Source organism: Stenotrophomonas sp. INTA L402-1, from assembly GCF_059295135.1.
In genome coordinates this window covers 414,742-437,457 of the sequence record NZ_JCAFWP010000001.1, presented here as the reverse complement: position 1 = coordinate 437,457, position 22,716 = coordinate 414,742, and the positions used below count along the sequence as shown (strand labels likewise).

Here is a 22,716-nt window from a genome sequence, read left to right as displayed (position 1 = left end):
GGAACATGAACATTACCCCCGACAAAATCTGAACGTCTGGCGCCGTCGCCATAACTGTACAGGACATCCTGTATAGTTATGACCGTAGTCCACCCCATCAGGTTTCCCCATGGCTTTGTCCCAGCCCTTGGCCGGCGCTCCGGCCCTGTCGCGTGCCCGTCGCTGGGCACTGTTGTTCACCGTCGCCGCCGGCCTGTTGCTGGTCACCCTCGACAACTCCGTGCTGTACACCGCTCTGCCCACCCTCACCGAGGAACTCTCGGCCAGTGCCGGCCAGGCGCTGTGGATCATCAACGCCTATCCGCTGGTGATGGCCGGCCTGCTTCTGGGCGCCGGTACGCTTGGTGACCGCATCGGTCACCGCCGCATGTTCCTGATCGGCCTGGTGGTGTTCGGCACCGCCTCGCTGGCGGCGGCCTTCGCTGACAGCGCCGCGCAGCTGATCGCCGCCCGTGCGTTCCTGGCGGTCGGTGCGGCGGCGATGATGCCGGCTACGCTGGCGCTGATCGGCCTGAGCTTCCACGAAGAGCGCGAGCGCAACATTGCCATCGCCATCTGGGGCTCGGTGGCCATCGTCGGTGCGGGACTGGGTCCGATCATCGGCGGCTGGCTGCTGCAGCACTTCTGGTGGGGCTCGGTGTTCCTGATCAACGTGCCGGTGGTGGTGGTGGCCTTCGTCGCTACCCTGCTGCTGGCACCGGAAGGCCAGCGCGATACCTCGCGGCCGTGGGACCTGGTGTCTTCGTTGCTGGCATTGGCGGCGCTGTCCGGCCTGGTGCTGGCCATCAAGTCGCTGATCGCCACGCCGCCGTCGTATGCGCTGGGTGCCGGTGCACTGCTGCTGGCCGTCATCAGCGGCGCGGCGTTCGCACGTCGCCAGCAGCAGTTGCCGTACCCGTTGCTGGACTTCGCGATCTTCCGCAATCCGGCGTTCCTGGCCGGTACGCTGTCGGCGGTATTCACCCTGTTCGCGATGGCTGGCCTGCAGCTGGTCACCACCCAGCGCTTCCAGCTGGTGGCGGGCTTCACGCCGCTGCAGGCAGGCCTGCTGGTATCGGTGGCGGCGCTGGGCAGCCTGCCCAGTGCGCTGCTGGGTGGCAGCATCCTGCACCGCGTGGGCCTGCGCCCGCTGATCTGCGGCGGCCTGGCGGCTGGCGCCGTGGGTGTCGGTGTTGTGGCGTTCGGCTTCCCGCACGGCCTCGGCTGGGTGGTGGCCGGCATGGCGATCACCGGTTTCGGCATGGGCTCGGCCATCTCGGTGGCGTCCACTGCCATCCTCAACAACGTACCGGCGCACCGCGCGGGCACGGCCTCGTCGGTGGAAGAGGTGTCCTACGAGTTTGGTGGCCTGCTCGCGGTGGCGATGCTGGGCAGCCTGAGTGCGGCAACGTACGGTGCCTTCCTGCCGGTCTCGGCGGACATGCCCGAGCTTGCCCGCGAGGGCTTCACCCAGGCGCTGCACGTGGCACGCGAAAGCGGGCAGGGCGAGTGGTTCGCACTGGCCACGGCCGCGTATGACCGTGGCTACCAGATCGTGCTGCTGGTGATCACGGTGGTGCTGGCAGTGGGCGCGGCGATCATCGCGCGCCTGTTGCGGGGGCGCGTCGGTGGCCGCGAGGGTGCGGCCGATCGCGTAAAATGACGCGATGAGAACCAGCAAGCGCGACCGCATCCTCGACGCCGCCGTCAACGTGATCAATCGTGACGGCGTGCGCGCGGTGACCTTCGAGTCGGTGGCCGCCGAGGCCAAGCTGACCCGTGGCGGCCTGCTGTACCACTTCCCGTCGCGCGAAGCGCTGCTGCGCGGCATCGACGAGCATCTGGTGCAGGCCTGGGAAGCGTCGATGGAATCGCTGCTGGGCAAGACCGCAGGTGAGGCCACGGCGCTGGAGCGCTACCAGACCTTCGTGCGTGTGTCGGCGCAGAGCGCCACCCGTGCCGAGTTGATGTTCATGCTTGAATCGGCTGACCCGGACGCCGACGAGCGTCCGTGGGGACCGGCAGTGCGGCGCTGGGCGCCGTTGCCGCCGTCGGCCGCGGAACAGGATCCGGCCGCGCTCGACAATTTCGTAGCGCGGCTGGCGGCCGATGGCCTGTGGATCTACGAAGCGATGTACGAAGGGCAGCTGGATGAAAGTGTGCGCGCCCAGGTGGCCGAACGCATCGCCGGGCTGCTGGCGAAGTCTGATGGAACGTCCAGCTGAGCCGTCGACCGACGCGGGGACGTCGCTCTTGGTAGAGCCGACCGCTGGTCGGCTGCTCACGAAAACCCCGCGCTGCGCGCGATAGTCGACCAGCGGTCGACTCTACCCCTCACCCATTTACCCGACCTGTGCTGCGGTCGCCGCCAGCCACGCCCTCGGCGACGCCCCCAACCGCTTCCGGAACGCCTTCGACAATGACGCGGTATCGGCAAACCCGACTTCGATCGCCACCTGCTTGACCGCCACGCCCGCACGCAGCTGCGCGCAGGCCAGGCTCAGCCGCCAATCCAGCAGATAGCTGGCCGGCGTGGCCTGCATTACCTCCTTGAACACCGCTGCGAACGCACTGCGCGACATGCCGGCTGTCGCGGCCATGCGTGGCAGCGTCCATTCGTCCTGCGGCGCCTGGTGCATCGCCACCAGCGTACGTGCCAGCCGCGCATCGGACAGCCCGCGCATCAGCCCGTGGCTGACCCCGGCCGCATCGGGATGATCCACCACCCAGCGCAGGATCTGGATCAACGCCACCTCGAACAGGCGGTTGGTCAGCAGCCGCGAACCGCAGCGTTGGCGGTCGGCCTCGGTGAACAGCAGATGCAGGGTGTCGTCCAGTTCGCTGATCGCGGACAGCGGCACCACCATCACCGGCGGCAGCGATTGCACGATGGGATTGCGCGCGCCGCCATCGAAGTCGAGCGTGGCGCAGGTGAAGTCCGGGCCATCCAGCGGCGCATTGAAGAACACATGATGCAGCGGCTGCGGGTACAGCAGCAGGCTGGGGGTGTCGATCTTCAAACGCGGCAGCGCGGTATCGCCGTCGGGATGACGGACCTCCATTTCACCCTGGCGCAGGATGTGCAGGAACGCCCGACCGGGCTGCGGCTCGAAGACATGGCGCCCGCACAGAGGTCCGCTGTGGAACAGCGCGGCCTGCACCCGGAAGCGTTCCAGCAGAGAGGAGAGGCGGTCGGGTGCGGAGGTGTCAGTGGGCATGCTCATGGACGAATGGACAACATATTCGGCTGATTACGGCCAGTTCGTCCGCCAAGTCTACCTAGGATAAGCGGGTCGTCCAATCCCGGGCGCTTTTCCCAAGGAGATCCACCATGTCCCGTGTCCCCCTGATCGATGCCGCCAACACCACCGCCGACCGCCAGGCCCTGCTGGGCCAGGTCCACGCCGCCTTCGGCGCCACCCCGGCCATGTTCCGCGCGGTGGCCAATTCGCCGGCCGCGCTGCAGAGCATGTGGGGGTCGTTCGGCGCGCTGGGCGGCGGTCGCCTGTCGCCGTTGCTGGGCGAGCAGATCGCCGTCGCCATTGCCAACCACAATGCCTGCGAGTACTGCCTGGCCGCGCACACGGCGCTGGGTCGCAAGGCCGGCGCCAGCAGCGAGCAGATGGCCGCCGCGCAGATCGGCCAGTCCAGCGACCCGGCCACCTCGGCGGCGCTCGACTTCGCGCTGAAGGTGGTTGAACAGCGTGCACAGATCACCGACGGTGATGTGCAGGCGCTGCGCGCAGCCGGCTTCGATGACGAGCAGATCGTCGAGATCCTCGCCCATGTGGCGCTCAATCTGTTCACCAACTACGTCAACGTGGCCTTCGACGTGCCGGTGGACTTCCCGAAGGTAGCGCTGCGCTGAGGTACGGTCTGGCCCGGGTGGCAATGGGCCGCCCGGGCCGGTCGAAATGGAGCAGACGGGGGGGCGGCGCTACCTGTCGTCCGCCTGCAGCCGTTCGGGATGGGTATACACATTGAACCCGCTCTCCCGCGCGAACCCGACCAGGCACAGTCCCGCACTGCGGGCCAGGTCGATCGCAAGGGCGGTCGGCGCCGACACCGCTGCCAGCACGCTGGCACCCGCACGTATCGCCTTGCTGACCATCTCATAGCTGGCGCGGCTGGAAATCACCAGCAACCCACCGTCGATGGCGTGCTCGTTGTGATGCAGGGCGCCGATCAGTTTGTCCAACGCATTGTGACGGCCCACATCCTCGCGCACCCAGCCAATCCGCCCGCTGGCATCGGCCCAGGCCGCAGCGTGCGTCGATCCACTCACCGCATTCATCGGCTGATGCTGCGCCAGCGTGGCCAGCGCCCGCTGCAATGCGGCATGCGGATAGGTGCGGCGCTCGCGGATCTGCGGAAGCGGGCGCAGCACATCCTCCAGCTGGCGCGTGCCGCACAGGCCGCAGCCACCGCGACCGGGCAGCAGGCGGCCATTGGCCGGATCCAGATCGGCACCGGGTGCGTCTTCGGAAACGGTCATCTGCAGTTCGATGCCCTCCAGCTGCGGGCGGACCTCGATCGACAGCAGTTGCGAGGGCGTAGTGATCAGCCCCTCGCTGAGCGAGAAACCCAGCGCGAAGTCTTCCAAGTCGCAGGGCGTTGCCATCATCACCGCGAAGGCGGCGCCGTTGTAGCGCAGTGCAACCGGCACTTCCTCGGCTACCACGTCGACCTGCTGCTGGTGCCCCTCGCTGCGCCAGCGCTGCAACGGGCGCTGGGCCGTGCCGGCAGGCGGGGTGTGCGGCGGGGTCGAGTCAGGCATGCAGCGCGTCCGGGCAAGGGAAATACGCAGGTGGTGGACCACCCACGGCTTCGAGAATAGCGCAGTGGCCGGGCGCTGACGCGGGTGTAACCGTTGTCATGGCAGGCTGCGCTGAAAACAGCGTTTGCCTCTGGCGAAGCGGCCTTGTCCGTGCTTGACTGCGGGGCTGGCCGCGCTGCAGACGCCGCATCCGGCCCATCCCGCGCCGCTGATTGTTGTGTTCCTCCCGCCAGGTTCCCGAACATGTCCGAGCAGAAGCCGCCGCGTTACAAGCCCTACAACCAGCCGGCCGGTGGCTGGGGTGCCGCCGGTGCCACGGCGAAGGTGCTGTTGCAGCAGAGTGTGATCGGCAAGGGCTCGAAGGCGCTGCTGGCAATGAACCAGCCCGGTGGCTTCAAGTGCCCCAGCTGTGCGTTCCCCGATGCCGACGAACGCAAGAAGCTGGAATTCTGCGAGAACGGTGCCAAGGCGTTGGCCTGGGAAGCCACCCAGTTCCGTGCCGGCCGCGAGCTGTTCGCCCAGCACACGGTCACCGAGCTGATGGCGCAGACCGACTACTGGCTGGAGATGCAGGGCCGGCTGACCGAGCCGATGCGCTACGACGCGTCCACCGATCATTACGTTCCGTGTAGCTGGGACGAGGCGTTTGCCTTGATCGGCCGTCATCTGCAGGCGCTGGACAGCCCGCACCAGGCTGAGTTCTACACCTCCGGCCGCACGCCCAACGAAGCCGCGTTCCTGTATTCGATCTTCGTGCGCGAGTTTGGCACCAACAATTTCCCGGACTGCTCGAACATGTGCCACGAGCCGACCAGCCGCGGCCTGCCGCCGGCCATCGGCGTGGGCAAGGGCACCATCGTGCTGCAGGATTTCGAGCACGCCGAGGCGATCTTCGTGATCGGCCAGAACACCGGCACCAACTCGCCGCGGATGATGAGCAACCTTGTCGAGGCGCGCAAACGCGGCATCCCGATCGTGGCGGTCAATCCGATGCCCGAGCGCGCGCTGATCCGTTTCGCCGAACCGCAGGACATGGTGCAGATGGCCACGTTCGGTTCGACCGAGATCACCAGCGAGTTCGTGCACATCCGCATCGGCGGCGACCTGGCCCTGATCAAGGGCATGATGAAGGTGATGTTCGAGCGCGAAGCGCAGGGCGAGCGCGTGCTTGACCACGATTTCCTGGCTGAGCACACGGTAGGCCTGGACGCACTGCGCGCGGACGTGATGGCACAGGACTGGAACGAGATCGTGCAGGTCTCCGGCATCACGCAGGCGCAGATCCGCCGCTGCGCCGAGATCTACATCCGCTCCAAGGCCACGGTGATCTGCTACGGCATGGGACTGACCCAGCATCAGTATGGTTCGACCCTGCTGCAGCAGGTGGCCAATCTGCTGTTGCTGCGTGGCAACTTCGGCAAGCCCGGCGCAGGCATCGGGCCGATCCGTGGCCATTCCAACGTGCAGGGCGATCGTACCGTCGGCATCGACGAGAAGCCCAAGCCGGCCTATCTGGACCGCGTGCAGCAGGTGTTCGGCTTCGATCCGCCGCGCGAGCACGGTCATCACGTGGTCGAATCGATCGAGGCGATGCTGGACGGCAGCGCCAAGGTGTTCATCGGTATGGGCGGCAACTTCATCCACGCCGTGCCCGATACGCCGCGCGCGTACGAGGCCATGCGCGGCCTGGAGCTGACGGTGGGCATCGCCACCAAGCTCAATCGCGGTCACCTGGTGCATGGCCGCGATGCCTTGATCCTGCCGGTGGTCGCACGTTCGGAGCGCATCGTCACGCCGGCAGGCGAGCAGTTCGTCACCATCGAGGACGCGATGTCGAACGTGACCGCTTCGCGCGGCGTGCTCGAGCCGGTCAGCACGGACGTGCTCCCGGAGGTCGAGATCGTCTGCCGCATGGCGGTGGCAACACTGCCGCACAGCCAGGTCGACTGGGCCGGGTGCATGCATGACTACGCACCCATCCGCGAGCTGATCGCAGCGGTGTACCCGGAGATCTACACCGGCTTCAACGAGCGTATCCAGCAGCCGCACGGCTTCCACCTGGACATTCCACCGCGCCGTCGAGTGTGGCCCACGTCCAACGGCAAGGCCAACATCCTGGTGATGCCAGGCCTGGACGTGGACGCGCCGGTGGACGACCCCGAGATGCTGCGGCTGGCCACGGTGCGCTCGCACGACCAGTACAACACCACCATCTACAGCTACAACGACCGCTACCGCGGCGTGTACAACGACCGCATGGTGCTGTTCATGAACATCGAGGACCGGCTGGCGCGCGGGCTGGAGAAGGAGGCGTTGGTCTGCCTGGAGACGATCAGCGGCGATGGCGTGCAGCGGCGCATCGAAGGCCTGACCGTGCTGGACTACCCGATGCCGCGCGGCGCCCTGGCCGGTTACTACCCGGAACTGAACCCGTTGTTGCCGCTGGACTACTACGACCGGGTCAGCGGTACCCCAGCGGCCAAGTCGATTCCGGTAAGGATGCGGGCGATGGCCGAGGCGATTGCGTGATGCGTTCATCGGCTATCATCGTCCGGTGAACCTGCCTGGCCTGCTGCTGCGATGGATGCTCCTCCTTGCCCTGGTGCTGAACGCACCGGCGCTTGCGATTGCCTCATCCTCGTACGCGGCGCAGTCCAGCGCGGACCATTGCGCCGCACCGCATTCGGCGGCCATGGCCGGATGCTGCGACGAGGCAGCATCAACGGTCTGCCAGAGCAATGAGTGCGAATGCCCGCCGGCCAGCCTCGGCATGCTGGCCACCCTGAGCGGAACGCCAGCGTCACCCTGGCGTGAGGCGCCTTTGCCAGCCAGCACCCAGCAACGCGCACCGCCGCCGTTGCCGGATCCGCTACGGCCGCCCATCGTGTGATTCCCTGCAGGCCTCAAGCGCCTGCCGTAGCTGCTCGACTCATTCTCGACTCTGCCTGTGCCTTCGATGCGCAGGCAGCGGGCCGCGTTGCCCGCATCTGCAAAGGAATCAACACCATGAACCGATCTCTCTCCCTCGGCCTGCTGCTGGGCACCGTACTGGCCACGACCGCCTGCGCGCGCGCTGCCGAAGAATCGCCCGCCGCGCCGGTTGCCAGCGAAGCCCCGGCGGCACCGATCAAGTCCAGCCCGTCGCAGGTGGACCCGGCACTGCCCATTGCCATCGTGCACAAGACCGCCAGCTGTGGCTGCTGCGGCATCTGGGTCGACCACCTGAAGGCCAAAGGCTTCCAGGTGGATGTGCGCGATACCGATGACATGAACCCGATCAAGGTCCGGCTGGGTGTGCCGGTCGGCAAGGCGTCCTGCCACACCGCCGAGATCGGTGGTTACGTGATTGAAGGCCATATCCCGGCCGAAGACATCAAGCGACTGCTGGCCGAACGTCCGGCGGCGCGTGGGCTGGTGCTGCCCGGCATGCCGGCCGGTTCGCCGGGCATGGAAATGCCGGATGGCTACGTGCAGCCGTACACCGTCGAACTGGTGCGTACCGATGGCACAACCGAGCCGTTTGCCCAGCACGGGCAGGGCGGCTGACAGTCACGGGTGCCGGTCGTCCTGACCGGCACCCCTCGGAGAGCCGAGCCCACCCTCGGCATGCTCTTTGTAGAGTCGAGCCATGCTCGACTGCTCTGCTTCAGTCGAGCAAGCTCGACTCTACAGAATCAGCGGGCGCGGGCTGTTTCCTTGGCCAGCTGTGCGTCGAACTTCTGTTCGGCCGCATCCGCGTAGGCCTTGCAGGTCAGTGCCTTGGCACCGGCCCTGGCACCCGCAGCGTAGTCCCAGTTGCTGGCGCCCGGATGCGGGGTCAGCAACACGTCGCAGGGCAACGCCCGCACCGTCGCGAAGCTGCGCTTGTAGTCCTCGACCAGGCGCGGATAACGAGGGTTGCCCTGCAGCTGGTAGCCCGGTGCACTCAGGCTGTCGGCATAGGCGATGCGCAGCGGCTTGCCCTCGCGGGTATCGGTCCAGGTCCAGGCGGTGCTGCCCGGGGTGTGTCCCGGCATGAAGTGCGCGGTGAATTCGATGCCGCCCACCTCGACCACCTCGCCATCCATTACGATGCGGTCCGCATTGGCAGGCGGGTAGGTGATGCCATCGCCGAAGTGCAGGTCATCGCTGCCGCCACGTGCCAGCAGCACTGCCGATTCCGCGTTGGCGACCACGTGCGCGCCGCTGCGGCGCTTCAGTTCCGCCACTGGGCCTGCATGGTCGGCATGCGCATGGCTGAGCAGGATCAGCCGCAGGTCCTGCGGGGCCACGCCGCGCGCCTTCATGTTGTCCAGCAGGTGGCTGGCCATCTGTGGCATGCCGCCATCCAGCAGCACTGCCCCCTTGGCGGTCTGCACCAGCAGTGCGGTCAGGTTCTCGGTGCCGATCTGCCAGGTGTGGTCAGCAATCTGCAGCGGTGCCATCGGCTGCAGCCAGGAAGCATCCACGGTGTAGGCCCGCAACTGCGGCAGTGGTGCCTCGGCGGCGCTGGCGTGCGCGACCGGAAGAACAGCGGCCAGTGTAACGGCGAGCAGGGAAAAACGCATGGTTCACGTCCGTTTGAAGGAGGCCCAGAAACTAGCATGGGCCTCCTTCATCGCGTCGCGCATAGATTTCATGGCTCCCATAAGGGCGCCATGGATCAGTACCGGTACTGCCACCCCAGCGTCAGCACTCGGCCACGGCCCGAGAAATAGCTCGGGTTCGACGGCGTGGTCTGCGAGTAGTAGCTGATGTACTGCTTGTTCGCCAGGTTCTGCACGCCCAGGGTGAAGCTGTGCTTGTCCAGTACGTAGCGGGCCACCAGGTCCACCGTGGTGTAACCCTTGAACTCCGCCACCCGTGCGCCACGCAGGTCGAAATCGCGGTCGAAGGCGTGGCTGGCCTGCAGGCGGGTGCTCAGCTGTGGTGTCCAGCTCTGCTCCCAGAACGCGGTCAGCCGGTTCGGCGCGATGTTGACGCCGGCCAGGTCGCTGTCGAGGCGGCCGTCGACGTCGGCATCGTAGCGGCCGTTGGCGCGTGCATAACCCAGGCCCAGCCGGCTGTCGCCCAAGCGCAGGCGCAGGTTGCTTTCAAAGCCTTCCACGCGGGTGGCCTGGCGCTGCACCGCATAGGCGTCGATGCCCGGGTCGTAGATCAGCACCGAGCCTAGCTTGGATTCGGAGGTGTAGTACGCAATATCGCCACTGAAGCGCCCATCGTCGTACTCCAGACCGATTTCGCGGTTGTCTGACACCACCGGTGACAGGTCAATCAGATTGTCCACGCGCTGGCCGTCGCGGTTGATCGCGCGCAGCACGCGGCCGACGTCGGCCACGGTGTAGCCTTCCGAATACGAGGCGTAGGCGTTGAGGCGGTCATTGATGTACCAGACCGCGCCGAAGTTGGGCAGGGTCTCGCTCATGGTCGGCTTGCCGCCGGCCACCTTGCGTGCACCGTAGCGGGGCAGGGTGGTGTAGTCGCCTACTTCCAGCTCGCCCTTTTCGTAGCGCAGGCCGCCGGACAGCATCAGGTGGTCGGTCGGCCACCAGTGCAGCTGCAGCAGCGGTGACAGGCTCTGGTAGGTGGTCTGCGGCACCCAGTTCATGCCGCTGGCCAGCAGCACCTGGTGGGTGCGGTCGCGCAGGCCGTCCAGGCCCAGGGTCACGTCCAGCGTGGTGTCAGCGATGCGGGCCCAGCTCTGGGTCAGCTTGAAGCCGCGCTTGTCCGATTCGTTCTGGGTCTGGTCCCAGGCGGCGTTGGCGCCGGTGTTGCCCCACGGGTCCCACTGGCTGGCGCCATAGCGGCCTTCGAAGTCCACCGCGAAGGCCTGCGCCTGGAAGCGGCCACCGAGCAGATCGGCGGCGCTGTAGTCCAGCGTCAACGAACGCGAGCGGTTCATCGGTGGGTCCAGCGGCGTATCGCCGGGCACCGAAATGGTCGGGCGGCCGGTGCGGTAATCACCGTTCACCGCCAGGTAGTTGTCCAGCCCGCGCAGCTCGTAGCGGTTGGCCATCAGCTGCAGGCGGTGGCCCTCGGCAATGTTCCAGCCCAGCTTGGCGAACACGTTCGACGAGGTCGAATCCATCAGTTCGCCCTGCGCGTTGGTACCGATCGAACGGCCCTCGCCGTCGTGGTACAGGCCCTGCTTCTCATACGCCAGGCCGGCCACCAGATCGAACTGCTCGCCGCGTACGCCGACCAGTGCCGAGCCGCGCTGGCCATTGTCATCGCGGCGGCTGGGCAGGGCCGAGCTGTAGCTGATGTTGGTGTCGAGCAGGAAGGCGCCCGGCTCGCTGGGCGCGCTGCGGGTGATGATGTTGACGATGCCGCCGGTACCGCCGATGCCCTGCAGCGCGTTGGCGCCGTGGATGACCTCGATGCGTTCGATCATCGCCGGATCGATGGTGTGCGAATCACGTGAGCCATCGCGCAGCGGCGTCGACTGCGGCACGCCGTCGACCATGTACAGGATGCCGCGGCCGCGCATGGTTTCGCCGTAGTTGGACATCTTCTCGCGCGCCGGGGCAAATGCCGGGATCTGCGCCGACAGCACGCGCGAGACATCCGAGCCCAGCGCCAGCTGCTGCGCGATGTCCTCGCGGGTCAGCACGGTGATGGTGTTGGGCATCGCGGTCTCGCCCTGCGGCATGCGCGCGGTCGAGGCCGATACCGTGACCCGGGCCAGCGAAGTGGTCGTGGCCTGGGACGCTGCCGATGACGCGGCCCGGGCCGGAGCGCGGGGCTTGGGGGATGCCGGCGTGGCACTCACCACGAACACCCCCGGCGAGCGCTCCTGCATCGCCAGGCCTTGCCCGGCCAGCAGGCGCTGCAGGGCGTCGTGCGGGGTGTAGCGGCCGTCGAGGGTGGGCGCGTTGCGGCCGCTCACGCTGTCGGCCGCGAACAGCAGCTGGATGCCACTCTGCCGCGCCAGCGAGTTGAGCGAAGTTTGCAGCGGGCCGGCCGGCAGGTGCAGTTCGACGGGTGCGGACGCAGCGGACTGCGCGGTGGCGGGCAGCGCCGCACACAGGCAGGCAGCGAGCAGGGTGGGGGCCAGGCGGCGCAGCGCGGCGGGCGGAACAGGGCGGGTCATGCGGGGGTCCTTCGGAAGGGTTCAAGCACTTGCCGGATGGGACGGCGCGCAACCCACCCTCGGCGTGGCAATCAATCGCGGGCGCGCAGATGCAGGCTGCCGTCGGCGGCGGTATGCACCTGGACCGGCAGGATCTCCGGCAGCAGCGCGACCGCCGTCTCGGCACGATCGGCATCGAACACGCCCGACACCTGCAGCGGACCCAGTGCCGGGTCGTCCAGCACGATCGGACGGTCGTGATAGCGCTGCAGGATGCGCAGCACCTCGCTCAGTGGCATGCGGTCGAACTGCAGCCGGCCGGTGGTCCAGTCGGCCCGGTCCGGATCCACGGCTTCCGGCGGAGACAGCGACCCCGGCTGGGCCAGCAGGCGCTGCCCCGGCTTCAGCCGCTGCTCGGTGCCGCCGCCATCCACGCTGACACCGACCTCGCCGCGCCACAGCGTGACCTCGCTGAGATCGCCCTGGCGGTCAACATCGAACACCGTGCCGTAGTTGCGTACCTGTACCGGCCCGGCATCGACCTGGAAGCGGCGCCATGCCGAATGCTGCACCTCGAAGCGCGCATGGCCCTGCGCCAGCAGCACCTGCCGCGAACGCAGATGGCGACGGACCTGTAGGTGGGTTCCTGCGTCGAGCAGCACGCGGCTGCCGTCCGGGAGCTCGATGTCGCGGCGCTCGCCGACGGCGGTCTGGTAGTCACGCACCTGCCAGGCCGGGTCGGCCAGCAGCAGCGCGGCGGCCGCCAGCAATAGCACCGGCAGTACCCGTTTCGCGCCAGATCCGCCGCGGCGCCGCTGCAGCTGTTCCGGGCCTGGCAACGGGAAACGCTCCTTCAGTGCCTCCCGGTGCTGATCGAGCGTGTCCTCGGCGGACGGTTCGGTGGGCTGCGACGGCGGTGCCGGATCGGGTGATGCAGGACTCACCGCAGCGCACCGTGCAGCCGGCAGTCGGCCATGGCCAGGCGCAGATGACGTTCCACTGCCTTCAGGCCGATGCCCATCCGCTGCGCCACCTCGGCCTGGGGCAGCTCGTGGATCTTGTGCAGGATGAACACCTGCTGCCGCCGGCAGGGCATGCGCTCGATGCTGGTGGTCAGCCGCTGCAGCGCCTGCTGGCCCTGCGCCTGGCGCTCGGGTCCGGGGCGCTCGCAGGCGCCTTCGGGGAGCTCGGCGCGGGGCTCCACCCAGTGCCGGCGCAGATCCTCGGCGCGGCAGCGGTCGACCGCCGCATCGTGGGCGATCCTGCGCAGCAGCGCGATCGGTTGGCGGGCGTCATGCGCGGCCGGGCGTTCCAGCAGGCGCACACAGACATCGTGCACCACTTCGCGGGCCAGCCCGGGCGAGCGGAACCGGCGATGCAGGTAGTCCACCAGTTCCTCGTAGTGGCGCACCAGCGAGGTCACCAGCGGCAGCGCAGGTGGGCGGGGAAGTGTCGGCTGGGACATCCGGACGGGCAGCAAGGGTGAAAGGCGGGTGCCGGGAGGTCATCCCTGCGCAATGACGCAATACTAATGGGAACTGTTCTCGTTTGCCATGCCGCGATCGTCAGGGCGATTGTTCGCCGCGCCTGGAAAGTGAATCCACGATCATCGGCTGGAGCGCAGAATCGCCCACGGCTAGCCTGCCTGCAGGCTCAAGGAGGTGGACCATGCATGTGCTTCTGGTGATGGTGGGTGGCGTCGTGCTGCTTGGGGTGTTCCTGCTGTTCGGACGGCTGTGGAGCGTGGGTACCTCACAGCTGCCCACGGCCCTGATCGCGTTCATTGCCACCTGGCTGCTGGTGACGGTGGCCAACCTGTGGGTGGGCGTCAGCAAGGCCGGCTACGGGATACGTGAAGAACTGCCGATCCTGCTGCTGGTGTTCGCGGTGCCGGCCCTGCTGGCCGGTCTGCTCTACTGGCGCCTGGCGCGCTGAAGGAAAGCCATGAGTACACGACTGCGATTGCCGGCCCTGCGCCAGCGCGACGGCCACCATGCGCGCGTGACCTACGAAGAGCTGTTCTTCGACCTGGTCTACGTGTTCGCGGTCACCCAGCTCAGCCACCACCTGCTGCATCACCTGGATCTGGCCGGCGTGCTGCAGACGCTGGTGCTGTGGTTCGCGGTGTGGCTGGGCTGGCAGTACGCCTGCTGGGTCAGCAACTGGTTCGATCCGGAGGCGCCGCGCATCCGCGGCCTGCTGTTTGCCACCATGCTGCTGGCCTTGTTGATGTCCTCGTCCATTCCCGAGGCGTTCGCTGACCGCGCCTGGGTGTTTGCCGGGGCCTACGCCACCATGCAGGTCGGGCGTACCGCCTTCGTGCTGCTGGAGGTCGGTCGCACGCATCCCCTGACGCCGAACTTCCGTCGCATGCTGGCCTGGGTGAGCGTGTCGGCCTGCTTCTGGCTGGCAGGTGCGGCAGCCGAGGGCAATACGCGGTTGGCGCTGTGGGCGGTGGCGGTGGCGTGCGAATACGTCTCACCGATGTTCGGCTTCGCGTTCCCGGGGCTGGGCCGTTCGCACACCCGCGAGTGGACCATCGAGGGCGGGCACCTGGCCGAGCGCTGCCAGCTGTTCGTCATCGTCGCGCTGGGCGAGACGCTGCTGGCGACCGGTGGCGTGCTCAGCGAGGTCGAACAGTGGAGCGGGGCGGTGGTGTCGGCGGTGCTTGCCACCTTCGCCGGCACGATCGCCATGTGGTGGCTGTACTTCGGCATCTCCAGCCGCGACGCCACCGAGGCCATCAGCCATGCTGAAGACCCCGGGCGGATGGGGGCCAACTTCCACTATGTGCACGCGCTGCTGATCGCCGGGATCATTGCCACGGCGGTGGGCAATGACCTGGTCATGGACCACCCGCACGCTGCGGTGACGCCGGTGTATGCGGCCGTGCTGGTTGCAGGGCCATTGATCTACCTGCTGGGCAGCGCGCTGTACAAGCGCGTGGTGTACGGTCGCGCACCGTACTCGCATCTGATCGGTGCGGTGGCGCTGGGCGTGCTGGGTGTCGTACTGCCGCAGACCCATCTGCTGGCCGCTGGCTGGTTGACCAGCGCGGTGCTGCTGGCGGTGGGGTTGATGGATACGCGGTTGAAGCACCGTCTGCAACGCGCCTGATCGGCGCGTTGGCCGACACTGCTTGCGCAGGCGTGCAATGGGAGTAGCGTTGGCAGTGAGTGCTCTTGGAACCGGGAGTGGCGCAACATGCAGAATGTTCCGCAGTGGCTGGTCTGGGCCGGGTTGTCGGCCTGTTTCGCCGCTCTGACCGCACTGTTCGCCAAGGTTGGGGTCAAGGGCGTCGACTCGGATCTGGCCATGGCCATCCGCACCCTGGTGGTGGCGGCGGTGATCCTGCCGCTGGTGGTGATCACCGGCAAGTGGTCGAATCCATTGCTGCTGCCGGGGCGCACGCAGCTGTTCCTGGTGCTGTCGGCGCTGGCCACCGGCGCCTCGTGGCTGTTCTACTTCCGCGCGCTGCAGAGTGGTGAACTGGCCAAGGTGGCAGTGGTCGACAAGTTCAGCGTGGTGCTGGTGATCGTACTGGCTTACCTGCTGCTGGGCGAACGGCCGAGCCTGCGGGAGTGGAGCGGCATCGGCCTGGTGGTGGCCGGGGTGATCGTGCTGGCGACGAAGAAGTAGCGGGATTCAACCCATCACACGGAAGTGCAGGATGCAGGGCGATGCACACGGTAGAGTCGACTCTACCGTCTCCCTCTGCCGCCTGAGGTGACCTGGCCGAGCGCGGCGGCCATTGCCGCAAGCTTGCCGACCGTGTTGAGGTTGCGGGCGGTGCCTTGCTGGGCATAGGGAATCCGCAGGCGCGAGTCGGCCATGCCGTCACCATAGTGGACGAAGATCTCGCGGGTACCCAGCGCCAGCTGCTCATCGCGCAGGCCGGTCACCCCGGTCAAGGGATCAGTGGGCAGTGCCTCATCCACGAACAGCGCGACCACGCGATTGCCGGCGGCGTGCGGGAACGGATTGCCGGCGGCAACCGCCGCGATCTCGGCTGCCGAGCGCACCAGCACACCCACCGGTTTTCCTGCATAGGCATGTAGCCGTTGGCCAAGGGCTTTCCGCACGCCGGCTTCGTCAAGTCCGCTGCGGAACACCACGTTGCCGCTGGCGATATAGGTGCGGACGTCGGTGAAGCCGGCGTCCTCGCACATCGCCACCAGTTCGCGCATCGGCAGTTTGCCGGTGCCGCCGACGTTGACTGCGCGCAGCAACGCGACGTGGACGCTCATGCCGTTCCCGCCTGCAAGCGGTCGTACATGCGCACCAGGTCAACCAGCGTACGCGCGCTCATCTTGCGCATTACCTGTGCGCGGCGCACCTTCACCGTGATCTCGCTGACCCCGAGGTCGCCGGCGATCTGCTTGTTGAGGCGGCCGCGCACCACACCGTCGACCACCTCGCGCTCGCCGGCGTTGAGGGTGTTCCAGCGCTGCTGCAGGGCATCGAGTGCCTCGCCGTCACGGCGGCGCTGGCGGTCGATGTCGATCCCCTTGTGGATCGCATCCAGCAGCTCCTGGTCACGAAACGGCTTGGTCAGGAACTCGATGGCACCGTCCTTGATCGCGTTGACACCCATTGCGATGTCGCCGTGGCCGGTGATGAACACCACCGGCAGCTGCAGGCCGTGGCTGCCCATCGTGCGATGGAACTCCAGCCCACTCTGGCCGGGCATGCGGACATCCAGCACCAGGCAGGCCGGTGCATCTTCCAGTTCGTGCTCGAGGAATGCCTGGGTGGAGGCGAAGGCCCGCACCTGCAGGCCCATCGAGGCCAGCAGGTCTTCCAGCGCGGCGCGCACCGACGGATCGTCGTCGATCACGTAGACGATGGGTGCCGGGTCGGTGATGGGTGCAGCGGGCTTACGCATGGGGAGAATCCGTGGCGATGGGCAGGTCGAACACGAAGCAGGCACCGCCGCCTGCCGGTCGTTCGGCGCGGATCTGGCCGTCGTTGGCCTCGATCATCGAACGGCTCAGGCTCAGACCGAGGCCCAGTCCGTGCGACTTGGTGGTCCAGAACGCATCGAACACACGCTCAGGATGATCGGCGGGCAGGCCGACACCACGGTCGCGCACGCTGAGGCTGATCCGCTGTCCGTCGCGTTGGGTCAACAGGGACAGGCGGCGGTCGGCAGCCGGCACTGCTTCCATCGCGTCCACCGCATTGAGGATCAGGTTGCCGATCACCTGCTGCACCTGCACGCGGTCGGCCTGTACCAGCGGCAGGTCGGCATCGAGCAGCAGGGCCACGGCCACGCCGTGCTGGTCCAGCTCGCTGCGCGACAGTGCCAGCATTTCCTCCACCGCCTGGTTCAGGTCGAACGCCCGTCGTTCCGGTGCGGCACCCTGGGTCAGGCCGCGGATGCGGGCGATCACGTCACCGGCGCGATGCGCATCGGCCAGGATGCGGGCCACGGTCTGCCGTGCCTTGTCCACGTTCGGTGGGTCCTGCGCCAGCCAGCGCTGGCAGGCCTCGGCGCTGCTGGCGATCGCCGCCAGCGGCTGGTTCACTTCATGGGCGATGGAGGTGGTCAGCTCGCCCACGGTCGACGCGCGCGCCACCCGCAGCAGGCGGCCCTGTGCTTCCTGCACCGCGGCCTTGGCCGCTTCCATCTTCAACGCGAGGTAGGTGGTGATGCCGATCACCAGCATGCCGATCACCGAATTGACCAGGCCGATGCGGTAGGTGCCGAAGCGGGTGAGGAAGAAGCTCAGGGCGGTGAGTGCGATGCAGGCAATGGCCAGGCTGATCAGCCCGCGCGCGGCGAGTACGCGCGATGCCGCGAGGATGACCGCTGCGTAGAAGCAGGCCGCCGCCACGGCGTAGTCGGTGACGGTATCGACCAGGAAGATCGCCGCCATCACGACGATCAGGGCCAGCAGCACCAGCGGGCGACGGGGCGACAGCGATGGCATCGGAACGGCTCCCGGGCGTGGGGGGAAAGGATAGCAAAGCTGCCTCTAGCAGGTGCCGACCGTGCTTGGCGTGCTCCTGTGCTGTCGGCACCCACCAAAGCGATGCCTGGTAGTGCCGGCCGCTGGCCGGCAGCTGCAGGATCGTTGCGAAGTTCATGAGGTTGCCGGCCAGCGGCCGGCACTACCCGGGGCGGGCATGACCTCTGGTGGTGTTGTGCCGACCAACGGTCGGCACCTACCGAAGCGCGGTATGCCGGCTCCTGGTGGGTGCCGACCGTTGGTCGGCACAACCTCGGATAGTCCACCGCGCTACTCCTCCAGGCTGGCGTTCCAGAACCCCTGCAGCACGCCGGGGGTGGTCGCCAGCGTGGCCAGCACCGCATCCAGTTCACCGGCATCCACCGTGGTGGCATACAGCACCGCTTCTATCTCCACGTCACGCTCGCCGAACGGGCGCTGGTCCACCGCGCGCACCGGGTAGTGCGCCTGTTCCAGCAGCAGCAACAGCTGGTCCAGCACCTCGGCCTGCTGCTGACGCTGGCAGACCACGTTGATTGCATAGGTCGCCTCGCTGAACGCCTCCGGCAACGGCTGCCGCTGGATGCGGTTCACCACCGGCCGCAGCAGGGTGTTGGCGGCCAGCACGAACACGGCCGCCAGTACCGCCTCCGGCAGCAGCTTGATACCCGCACAGGCGCCAACCGCCGCCGAGCCCCACAAGGTGGCCGCGGTGTTCAGGCCGGACACCTGCGCGCCGTCCTTCATGATCGCGCCGGCGCCGAGGAAGCCGACACCGGAGATCACATAGGCCACCACATGCAGCGGTGAGGGCGGGCCGCCATACAGGTCATGGAAGCGCACGGCCAGGTCCACGAAGACGGCAGCACCCACCGCCACCAGTGTATTGGTGCGCAGACCGGCGGTGCGTTGGCGCAGCTGTCGCTCCAGGCCGATGACGGTGCCAAGCACGAAGGCCACCGAGAGGCTGATCAACGAGCTCAGGGTCGCGCCGGCGTTGAACGCCGGCAGGTTCGGATTGATGTCCATTGTGCTTCTCCCTGGACCAGGCGGCGGGCGCTTACTGCCAGCCGTAGCGACGGATATAGATCTTCTTCAGCACGGTAGTCAGCACCGCGTAGCCGAACAGGATCGCCACCAGGAACGGCCAGTAGCCGGTCGGCAGGGCCTGCAGCTTGAAGTAGCCAGCCAGCGGGCTCATCGGCAGGGTCACGCCAATGGCCATGATCAGGCCGGTCATCACCAGCAGCGGCGGCGCAGCGATGCTCTGCAGGAACGGCACCTTCGGCGTACGGATCATGTGCACGATGAGCGTCTGGGTCAGCAGGCCCACCACGAACCAGCCGGACTGGAACAGACCCTGGTCGGCCGCTGTGCGCGCATCGAACACGTACCACATCAGCGCGAAGCAGCTCAGGTCGAAGATCGAGCTGATCGGCCCGAAGAACACCATGAAGCGGCCAATGTCTGCCGGGTTCCACTTCAGCGGCTTGCGCACCAGTTCCTCGTCCACGTTGTCGAACGGAATGGCGATCTGCGAGATGTCGTACAGCAGGTTCTGCACCAGCAGCTGCAGCGGCAGCATCGGCAGGAACGGCAGGAACGCCGAGGCCACCAGCACCGAGAACACGTTGCCGAAGTTGGAGCTGGCAGTCATGCGGATGTACTTCAGCATGTTGTTGAACGTGCGCCGGCCCTGGATGACACCTTCCTCCAGCACCATCAGGTTCTTTTCCAGCAGGATGATGTCGGCCGCCTCCTTGGCGATGTCCACCGCACTGTCCACGCTGATGCCGATGTCCGCAGCACGCAGTGCCGGCGCATCGTTGATGCCGTCGCCGAGGAAACCGACCACCTTGCCCTGCGCACGCAGCTCGCGCACAAGGCGCTCCTTGTGCAGCGGCGTCAGGCGAGCAAACACGCGGTGGTGGTGCAACGCCCGCGACAGCGCGCCGTCATCCATGCGCTCGATCTGCGGACCGGTCAGAATGGTGTCTGCCTCCAGCCCGACCTGCGCGCAGACGCGGGCGGTCACCAGTTCGTTGTCACCGGTGAACACCTTCACTTCCACGCCATGCGCGGCCAGCGCCTGCAGCGCCTGCGCAGCCGATTCCTTTGGCGGATCGAGGAAGGCCACGTAGCCGACCAGGGTCAGCCCGCATTCGTCGGCCTGCGAATAGACGGTCTGGCTGGCGGCGGTCTCCTTCATCGCCACTGCCACCACGCGCAGGCCCTGTTCGTTCAGTTCCTCGGTGGTCTGCCGCACGCGCGCCAGGCGCTGCTCATCCAACGGCTTGTCCTCGCCGTTCTCGCGCACCGTGCTGCACACCGCCAGCATTTCCTCCACCGCACCCTTGCAGATCAGCTCATGGTGGTCCTCGCGTTCGGACACCACCACCGACATGCGGCGGCGCTCGAAGTCGAATGGAATCTCATCCACCTTGTGGTAGTCCTGCGACAGCCGCAGCGAGCTCTGCAGCTCCACGTGCTCCAGCACCGCACGGTCGAGCAGGTTGATCAGTCCGGTCTGGAAATGGCTGTTGAGGTAGGCAAATTTCAGCACATCCTCCGAATCGTGACCGAACACGTCGGTGTGACGTTCCAGCGCGATCTTGTCCTGGGTGAGGGTGCCGGTCTTGTCGGTGCACAACACCTCCATCGCGCCGAAGTTCTGGATCGCATCCAGGCGCTTGACGATCACCTTGCGCCGCGACAGCAGCACCGCACCCTTGGCCAGGGTGGAGGTGACAATCATCGGCAGCATTTCCGGGGTCAGGCCCACCGCCACCGACAGCGCGAACAGGAACGCCTCGGTCCAGTCGCCCTTGGTCCAGCCGTTGATCAGCAGCACGAACGGCACCATCACCAGCGCGAAGCGGATCAGCAGCCAGCTGACGCTATTGACGCCGGCCTGGAACGCCGTCGGCGCGCGGTCGGTGGCGGTACTGCGCTGGGCCAGGGTGCCGAAGTAGGTGCGGTTGCCAGTGGCCAGCACCACGGCGGTGGCGGTGCCGGACACCACATTGGTGCCCATGAACAGCAGGTTGTGCTGCTCCAGCAGACCGGCCAGGCCATCGCCCGGGTGCGCGAACTTCTCCACCGGCAGCGACTCGCCGGTCATCGCTGCCTGCGCCACGAACAGGTCCTTGGCGGTCAGCACGCGGCAGTCGGCCGGAATCATGTCGCCGGCCGACAGCACGATGTGATCACCGGGCACCAGTTCGCGGATCGGAAGGTCCAGCAGCCGTGCCGGGCGACGGCTGTGCAGGTGCGCACCGAAGTACTGGTCGGCCACATCGGCCGCCTCGGTACCCGGGTTGCGGCGCAGCACACGTGCGGTGTTGCCGACCAGTGCCTTCAGTCGCTCGGCGGCACGGTTGGAGCGGCCTTCCTGCACGAAGCGGATCAGCGTGGACAGCAGCACCATCGCACCAATCACCACAGTGGCCTTGATGTCCTCGGTCAGCCAGGACACCGCCGCCAGCACGGTCAGCAGCAGGTTGAACGGGTTGCGGTAGCACTGCCACAGATGGCGCCACCACGGCAGCGGCTTTTCGTGATCGACCTCATTGGGGCCGAGCGTGGCCAGCCGCTCCTCGGCCTCGTGCGGGCTGAGGCCATCGACGTGCGAGTCGAGCGCAGCCAGCAGGCGCGGCTCGTCCAGCTGCGACAGGGTGACCAGGCCGGTGGTGAGCGCGAACGGTGCGGCCTCGGCGCTGCCCGGGCCGAAGCCGGCTTCGGGCATGGCGCGACGGCCGAACAGGTTGCCTGCGCGACGGCTGCGCAGGAAGGCATTGAACCAGGCGTTGAGCAGGCTCATGGGAACTCCTTGAATGTCAGAGCCGGCCGCGGCCGGAACACGAACGGAACGGATGCAACGGATCAGGAGTGGCGCATCGCCAGTACCGCGGGTGACCACGGCTGCATGTGCAGGCGCTGGCTGCCACCGATGCACAGCGGCTTCATCGCATCGCGAAGTGGGTAGGGCAGATGGCGCAGCACGTTGATGCGTTCGCTGATCGGCAGCAGCGACAGTGCGTCGGCGACCACGCGCGGCGAACCGAGCGACAGCGAACGGGCGAAAACCACGGGGCCGTGCTGCAGCAGGTGGCTGCGCAGGGCGGCAACATCGCGCTCGCCGATCAGGCGGCGCAGGGTGATGTAGAGGATCTTGTAGGACATGGGGGTGATCTCCAGGCAGGCGGCGCCTGGCGATCCCCCGTCACTCAGGCAGGCAGGGACCAGCGGGCAGGCGCCAGGAACAGGCAACAGGCGGGCATACGGGGCGCGGGGCGCCCGGCAGGGTCGGGGTCCATCTGCGTCTCCATGAAGGGAGGGAGCCAGCCAGGGTTGCCCTGGCCAGTGGCGCTATTGTCCGCCCCTGAATGGGGTAGTCCTAGAGGCTCGTGGGTTAGCCCGGCTATACCTTTGTATAGCCGGGCCCGGCGATGTGCCAAGGTGCGGATCAATGGGCAGCCGGCGTGGTCTGCTTGCAGACGTCATATTCGCCGCGTGTAAGCGTCTTGTCGTGGTCGGTGTCGCAGGCGTGCATTCGTTCTGCCCAGTCCGGCGCAACCGCATCGACTTCGGCGAGGGTGACGATGCCGTCCTTGTCCTTGTCCAGCGATTCATAGGCTGGAATCAACTTCACTTCGGTTACGTCCTCGGCCGCGGTGGCCTTGCTGGCTTCCTGCGTTTTGGAACAACCGCCCAGCAGAATGCCGGCCGAGAGGATGAGGAGAGCGGGAAGGTAGCGGAAACCGGTCATGGCGTGCTCCTGAGGAGGGGGCGGTCCACCGGTGTGGTGGCCACGGCCGGATCTTCGGCGGGGGACTGTAAGCCGGTTGCGAAGAATGCAGGCAAGCGTGGACGCAAGTAGGGCGCCGTTCACCGCGATGGCGCCGGTCCCGCGGGTCAGGACCGGCAGACTAGGAATCGCTTCAGATGCGTAGGACATG

The 22,716-nt window shown here is 67.2% G+C and carries 22 protein-coding genes; 9 read left to right on the top strand and 13 right to left on the bottom strand.

Annotated elements, in window-relative coordinates; translation table 11 throughout:
- Window positions 1-109 precede the first annotated feature (109 nt).
- Both AC5O77_RS01975 and AC5O77_RS01970 read left to right on the top strand, forming a co-directional pair.
- Entirely contained in the window at window positions 110-1,642 is a 1,533-nt protein-coding gene (locus AC5O77_RS01975; protein ID WP_494506373.1) for an MFS transporter, read from the top strand.
- 4 nt (window positions 1,643-1,646) lie between these two features.
- On the top strand, window positions 1,647-2,204 hold the full coding sequence (locus AC5O77_RS01970) for a TetR/AcrR family transcriptional regulator (RefSeq protein ID WP_100434731.1): 558 nt from the start codon (window positions 1,647-1,649) through the stop codon (window positions 2,202-2,204).
- Window positions 2,205-2,321: 117 nt separating this feature from the next.
- Here the strand turns inward: AC5O77_RS01970 and AC5O77_RS01965 are convergent, their stop codons facing one another.
- Window positions 2,322-3,203 carry an AraC family transcriptional regulator gene (locus AC5O77_RS01965; RefSeq protein ID WP_153675777.1) on the bottom strand — a complete coding sequence of 294 codons (882 nt, stop codon included), beginning with the start codon at window positions 3,201-3,203 and terminating at the stop codon, window positions 2,322-2,324.
- Between the two features lie 107 nt (window positions 3,204-3,310).
- Here AC5O77_RS01965 and AC5O77_RS01960 point away from each other — a divergent pair, with 107 nt between their 5' ends.
- Window positions 3,311-3,847 (top strand): carboxymuconolactone decarboxylase family protein, encoded by a 537-nt coding sequence (locus AC5O77_RS01960; RefSeq protein ID WP_049462647.1) that lies wholly within the window; start codon window positions 3,311-3,313, stop codon window positions 3,845-3,847.
- Between the two features lie 69 nt (window positions 3,848-3,916).
- Here the strand turns inward: AC5O77_RS01960 and fdhD are convergent, their stop codons facing one another.
- Window positions 3,917-4,756, bottom strand: coding sequence for a formate dehydrogenase accessory sulfurtransferase FdhD (gene fdhD / locus AC5O77_RS01955; protein WP_153675775.1), 840 nt, complete (start codon window positions 4,754-4,756; stop codon window positions 3,917-3,919).
- 243 nt (window positions 4,757-4,999) lie between these two features.
- On the opposite strand from fdhD, the gene AC5O77_RS01950 reads away from it, so the two are divergent.
- The 3 genes from AC5O77_RS01950 (at window position 5,000) to AC5O77_RS01940 (ending at window position 8,302) form a co-directional block, all read left to right on the top strand.
- Window positions 5,000-7,285, top strand: coding sequence for an FdhF/YdeP family oxidoreductase (locus AC5O77_RS01950; RefSeq protein ID WP_494506372.1), 2,286 nt, complete (start codon window positions 5,000-5,002; stop codon window positions 7,283-7,285).
- Between the two features lie 25 nt (window positions 7,286-7,310).
- Entirely contained in the window at window positions 7,311-7,646 is a 336-nt protein-coding gene (locus AC5O77_RS01945; protein ID WP_494506420.1) for a hypothetical protein, read from the top strand.
- Window positions 7,647-7,762: 116 nt separating this feature from the next.
- The gene (locus AC5O77_RS01940; protein ID WP_494506371.1) at window positions 7,763-8,302 is read left to right on the top strand and encodes a DUF411 domain-containing protein; all 540 of its coding nucleotides are present in this window, start codon (window positions 7,763-7,765) and stop codon (window positions 8,300-8,302) included.
- A gap of 128 nt (window positions 8,303-8,430) precedes the next feature.
- Here AC5O77_RS01940 and blaL1 read toward each other — a convergent pair whose 3' ends face one another.
- The 4 genes from blaL1 to AC5O77_RS01920 form a co-directional block, all read right to left on the bottom strand.
- Window positions 8,431-9,303, bottom strand: coding sequence for a L1 family subclass B3 metallo-beta-lactamase (gene blaL1 / locus AC5O77_RS01935; protein WP_494506370.1), 873 nt, complete (start codon window positions 9,301-9,303; stop codon window positions 8,431-8,433).
- Window positions 9,304-9,398: 95 nt separating this feature from the next.
- On the bottom strand, window positions 9,399-11,828 hold the full coding sequence (locus AC5O77_RS01930) for a TonB-dependent receptor (protein WP_494506369.1): 2,430 nt from the start codon (window positions 11,826-11,828) through the stop codon (window positions 9,399-9,401).
- A gap of 71 nt (window positions 11,829-11,899) precedes the next feature.
- A complete protein-coding gene (locus tag AC5O77_RS01925; RefSeq protein ID WP_149908524.1) occupies window positions 11,900-12,751 on the bottom strand; it encodes a FecR family protein in 852 nt (283 codons plus the stop codon).
- Window positions 12,748-13,272: an RNA polymerase sigma factor gene (locus AC5O77_RS01920; protein ID WP_032129471.1), complete on the bottom strand. Its 525-nt coding sequence runs from the start codon at window positions 13,270-13,272 to the stop codon at window positions 12,748-12,750. The genes AC5O77_RS01925 and AC5O77_RS01920 overlap by 4 nt, the downstream gene beginning before the upstream one ends.
- 203 nt (window positions 13,273-13,475) lie before the next feature.
- Here AC5O77_RS01920 and AC5O77_RS01915 point away from each other — a divergent pair, with 203 nt between their 5' ends.
- The 3 genes from AC5O77_RS01915 to AC5O77_RS01905 all read left to right on the top strand — a co-directional run bounded on the left by AC5O77_RS01915 (window position 13,476) and on the right by AC5O77_RS01905 (window position 15,446).
- On the top strand, window positions 13,476-13,742 hold the full coding sequence (locus AC5O77_RS01915; protein ID WP_478058300.1) for a hypothetical protein: 267 nt from the start codon (window positions 13,476-13,478) through the stop codon (window positions 13,740-13,742).
- Between the two features lie 9 nt (window positions 13,743-13,751).
- Window positions 13,752-14,924 (top strand): low temperature requirement protein A, encoded by a 1,173-nt coding sequence (locus AC5O77_RS01910; protein ID WP_478058301.1) that lies wholly within the window; start codon window positions 13,752-13,754, stop codon window positions 14,922-14,924.
- 87 nt (window positions 14,925-15,011) lie between these two features.
- Complete coding sequence (locus tag AC5O77_RS01905; RefSeq protein WP_197585047.1) at window positions 15,012-15,446, top strand: EamA family transporter; 435 nt, start codon at window positions 15,012-15,014, stop codon at window positions 15,444-15,446.
- A gap of 62 nt (window positions 15,447-15,508) precedes the next feature.
- Here AC5O77_RS01905 and AC5O77_RS01900 read toward each other — a convergent pair whose 3' ends face one another.
- The 7 genes from AC5O77_RS01900 to AC5O77_RS01870 form a co-directional block, all read right to left on the bottom strand.
- On the bottom strand, window positions 15,509-16,054 hold the full coding sequence (locus AC5O77_RS01900; RefSeq protein ID WP_153675762.1) for a DUF1697 domain-containing protein: 546 nt from the start codon (window positions 16,052-16,054) through the stop codon (window positions 15,509-15,511).
- The gene (locus AC5O77_RS01895; RefSeq protein WP_478058303.1) at window positions 16,051-16,692 is read right to left on the bottom strand and encodes a response regulator transcription factor; all 642 of its coding nucleotides are present in this window, start codon (window positions 16,690-16,692) and stop codon (window positions 16,051-16,053) included. Before AC5O77_RS01895 ends, AC5O77_RS01900 begins: the two co-directional genes overlap by 4 nt.
- Window positions 16,685-17,740, bottom strand: a complete 1,056-nt coding sequence (locus tag AC5O77_RS01890) for a sensor histidine kinase (protein WP_478058304.1) — start codon at window positions 17,738-17,740, stop codon at window positions 16,685-16,687. The genes AC5O77_RS01895 and AC5O77_RS01890 overlap by 8 nt, the downstream gene beginning before the upstream one ends.
- 309 nt (window positions 17,741-18,049) lie before the next feature.
- Entirely contained in the window at window positions 18,050-18,787 is a 738-nt protein-coding gene (locus AC5O77_RS01885) for an MgtC/SapB family protein (RefSeq protein ID WP_153675758.1), read from the bottom strand.
- 31 nt (window positions 18,788-18,818) lie between these two features.
- Entirely contained in the window at window positions 18,819-21,578 is a 2,760-nt protein-coding gene (gene mgtA, locus AC5O77_RS01880; RefSeq protein WP_006369765.1) for a magnesium-translocating P-type ATPase, read from the bottom strand.
- A 62-nt stretch (window positions 21,579-21,640) separates the two neighbouring features.
- Window positions 21,641-21,940: a hypothetical protein gene (locus tag AC5O77_RS01875; RefSeq protein WP_478057449.1), complete on the bottom strand. Its 300-nt coding sequence runs from the start codon at window positions 21,938-21,940 to the stop codon at window positions 21,641-21,643.
- A 283-nt stretch (window positions 21,941-22,223) separates the two neighbouring features.
- Entirely contained in the window at window positions 22,224-22,526 is a 303-nt protein-coding gene (locus AC5O77_RS01870; RefSeq protein WP_100468680.1) for an EF-hand domain-containing protein, read from the bottom strand.
- Window positions 22,527-22,716 lie beyond the last annotated feature (190 nt).

Excerpts from the sequence above, each read along its gene's own strand:
- AC5O77_RS01910 (WP_478058301.1), top strand. The coding sequence starts at position 13,752 with ATGAGTACACGACTGCGATTGCCGGCCCTGCGCCAGCGCGACGGCCAC.
- AC5O77_RS01940 (WP_494506371.1), top strand. The coding sequence starts at position 7,763 with ATGAACCGATCTCTCTCCCTCGGCCTGCTGCTGGGCACCGTACTGGCC.
- AC5O77_RS01970 (WP_100434731.1), top strand. The coding sequence starts at position 1,647 with ATGAGAACCAGCAAGCGCGACCGCATCCTCGACGCCGCCGTCAACGTG.
- AC5O77_RS01975 (WP_494506373.1), top strand. The coding sequence starts at position 110 with ATGGCTTTGTCCCAGCCCTTGGCCGGCGCTCCGGCCCTGTCGCGTGCC.
- AC5O77_RS01870 (WP_100468680.1), bottom strand. The coding sequence starts at position 22,526 with ATGACCGGTTTCCGCTACCTTCCCGCTCTCCTCATCCTCTCGGCCGGC.
- AC5O77_RS01895 (WP_478058303.1), bottom strand. The coding sequence starts at position 16,692 with ATGCGTAAGCCCGCTGCACCCATCACCGACCCGGCACCCATCGTCTAC.
- AC5O77_RS01920 (WP_032129471.1), bottom strand. The coding sequence starts at position 13,272 with ATGTCCCAGCCGACACTTCCCCGCCCACCTGCGCTGCCGCTGGTGACC.
- AC5O77_RS01905 (WP_197585047.1), top strand. The coding sequence starts at position 15,012 with ATGCAGAATGTTCCGCAGTGGCTGGTCTGGGCCGGGTTGTCGGCCTGT.
- fdhD (WP_153675775.1), bottom strand. The coding sequence starts at position 4,756 with ATGCCTGACTCGACCCCGCCGCACACCCCGCCTGCCGGCACGGCCCAG.
- AC5O77_RS01915 (WP_478058300.1), top strand. The coding sequence starts at position 13,476 with ATGCATGTGCTTCTGGTGATGGTGGGTGGCGTCGTGCTGCTTGGGGTG.
- AC5O77_RS01875 (WP_478057449.1), bottom strand. The coding sequence starts at position 21,940 with ATGTCCTACAAGATCCTCTACATCACCCTGCGCCGCCTGATCGGCGAG.
- AC5O77_RS01950 (WP_494506372.1), top strand. The coding sequence starts at position 5,000 with ATGTCCGAGCAGAAGCCGCCGCGTTACAAGCCCTACAACCAGCCGGCC.
- blaL1 (WP_494506370.1), bottom strand. The coding sequence starts at position 9,303 with ATGCGTTTTTCCCTGCTCGCCGTTACACTGGCCGCTGTTCTTCCGGTC.
- AC5O77_RS01930 (WP_494506369.1), bottom strand. The coding sequence starts at position 11,828 with ATGACCCGCCCTGTTCCGCCCGCCGCGCTGCGCCGCCTGGCCCCCACC.
- mgtA (WP_006369765.1), bottom strand. The coding sequence starts at position 21,578 with ATGAGCCTGCTCAACGCCTGGTTCAATGCCTTCCTGCGCAGCCGTCGC.
- AC5O77_RS01965 (WP_153675777.1), bottom strand. The coding sequence starts at position 3,203 with ATGAGCATGCCCACTGACACCTCCGCACCCGACCGCCTCTCCTCTCTG.
- AC5O77_RS01960 (WP_049462647.1), top strand. The coding sequence starts at position 3,311 with ATGTCCCGTGTCCCCCTGATCGATGCCGCCAACACCACCGCCGACCGC.
- AC5O77_RS01885 (WP_153675758.1), bottom strand. The coding sequence starts at position 18,787 with ATGGACATCAATCCGAACCTGCCGGCGTTCAACGCCGGCGCGACCCTG.
- AC5O77_RS01890 (WP_478058304.1), bottom strand. The coding sequence starts at position 17,740 with ATGCCATCGCTGTCGCCCCGTCGCCCGCTGGTGCTGCTGGCCCTGATC.
- AC5O77_RS01900 (WP_153675762.1), bottom strand. The coding sequence starts at position 16,054 with ATGAGCGTCCACGTCGCGTTGCTGCGCGCAGTCAACGTCGGCGGCACC.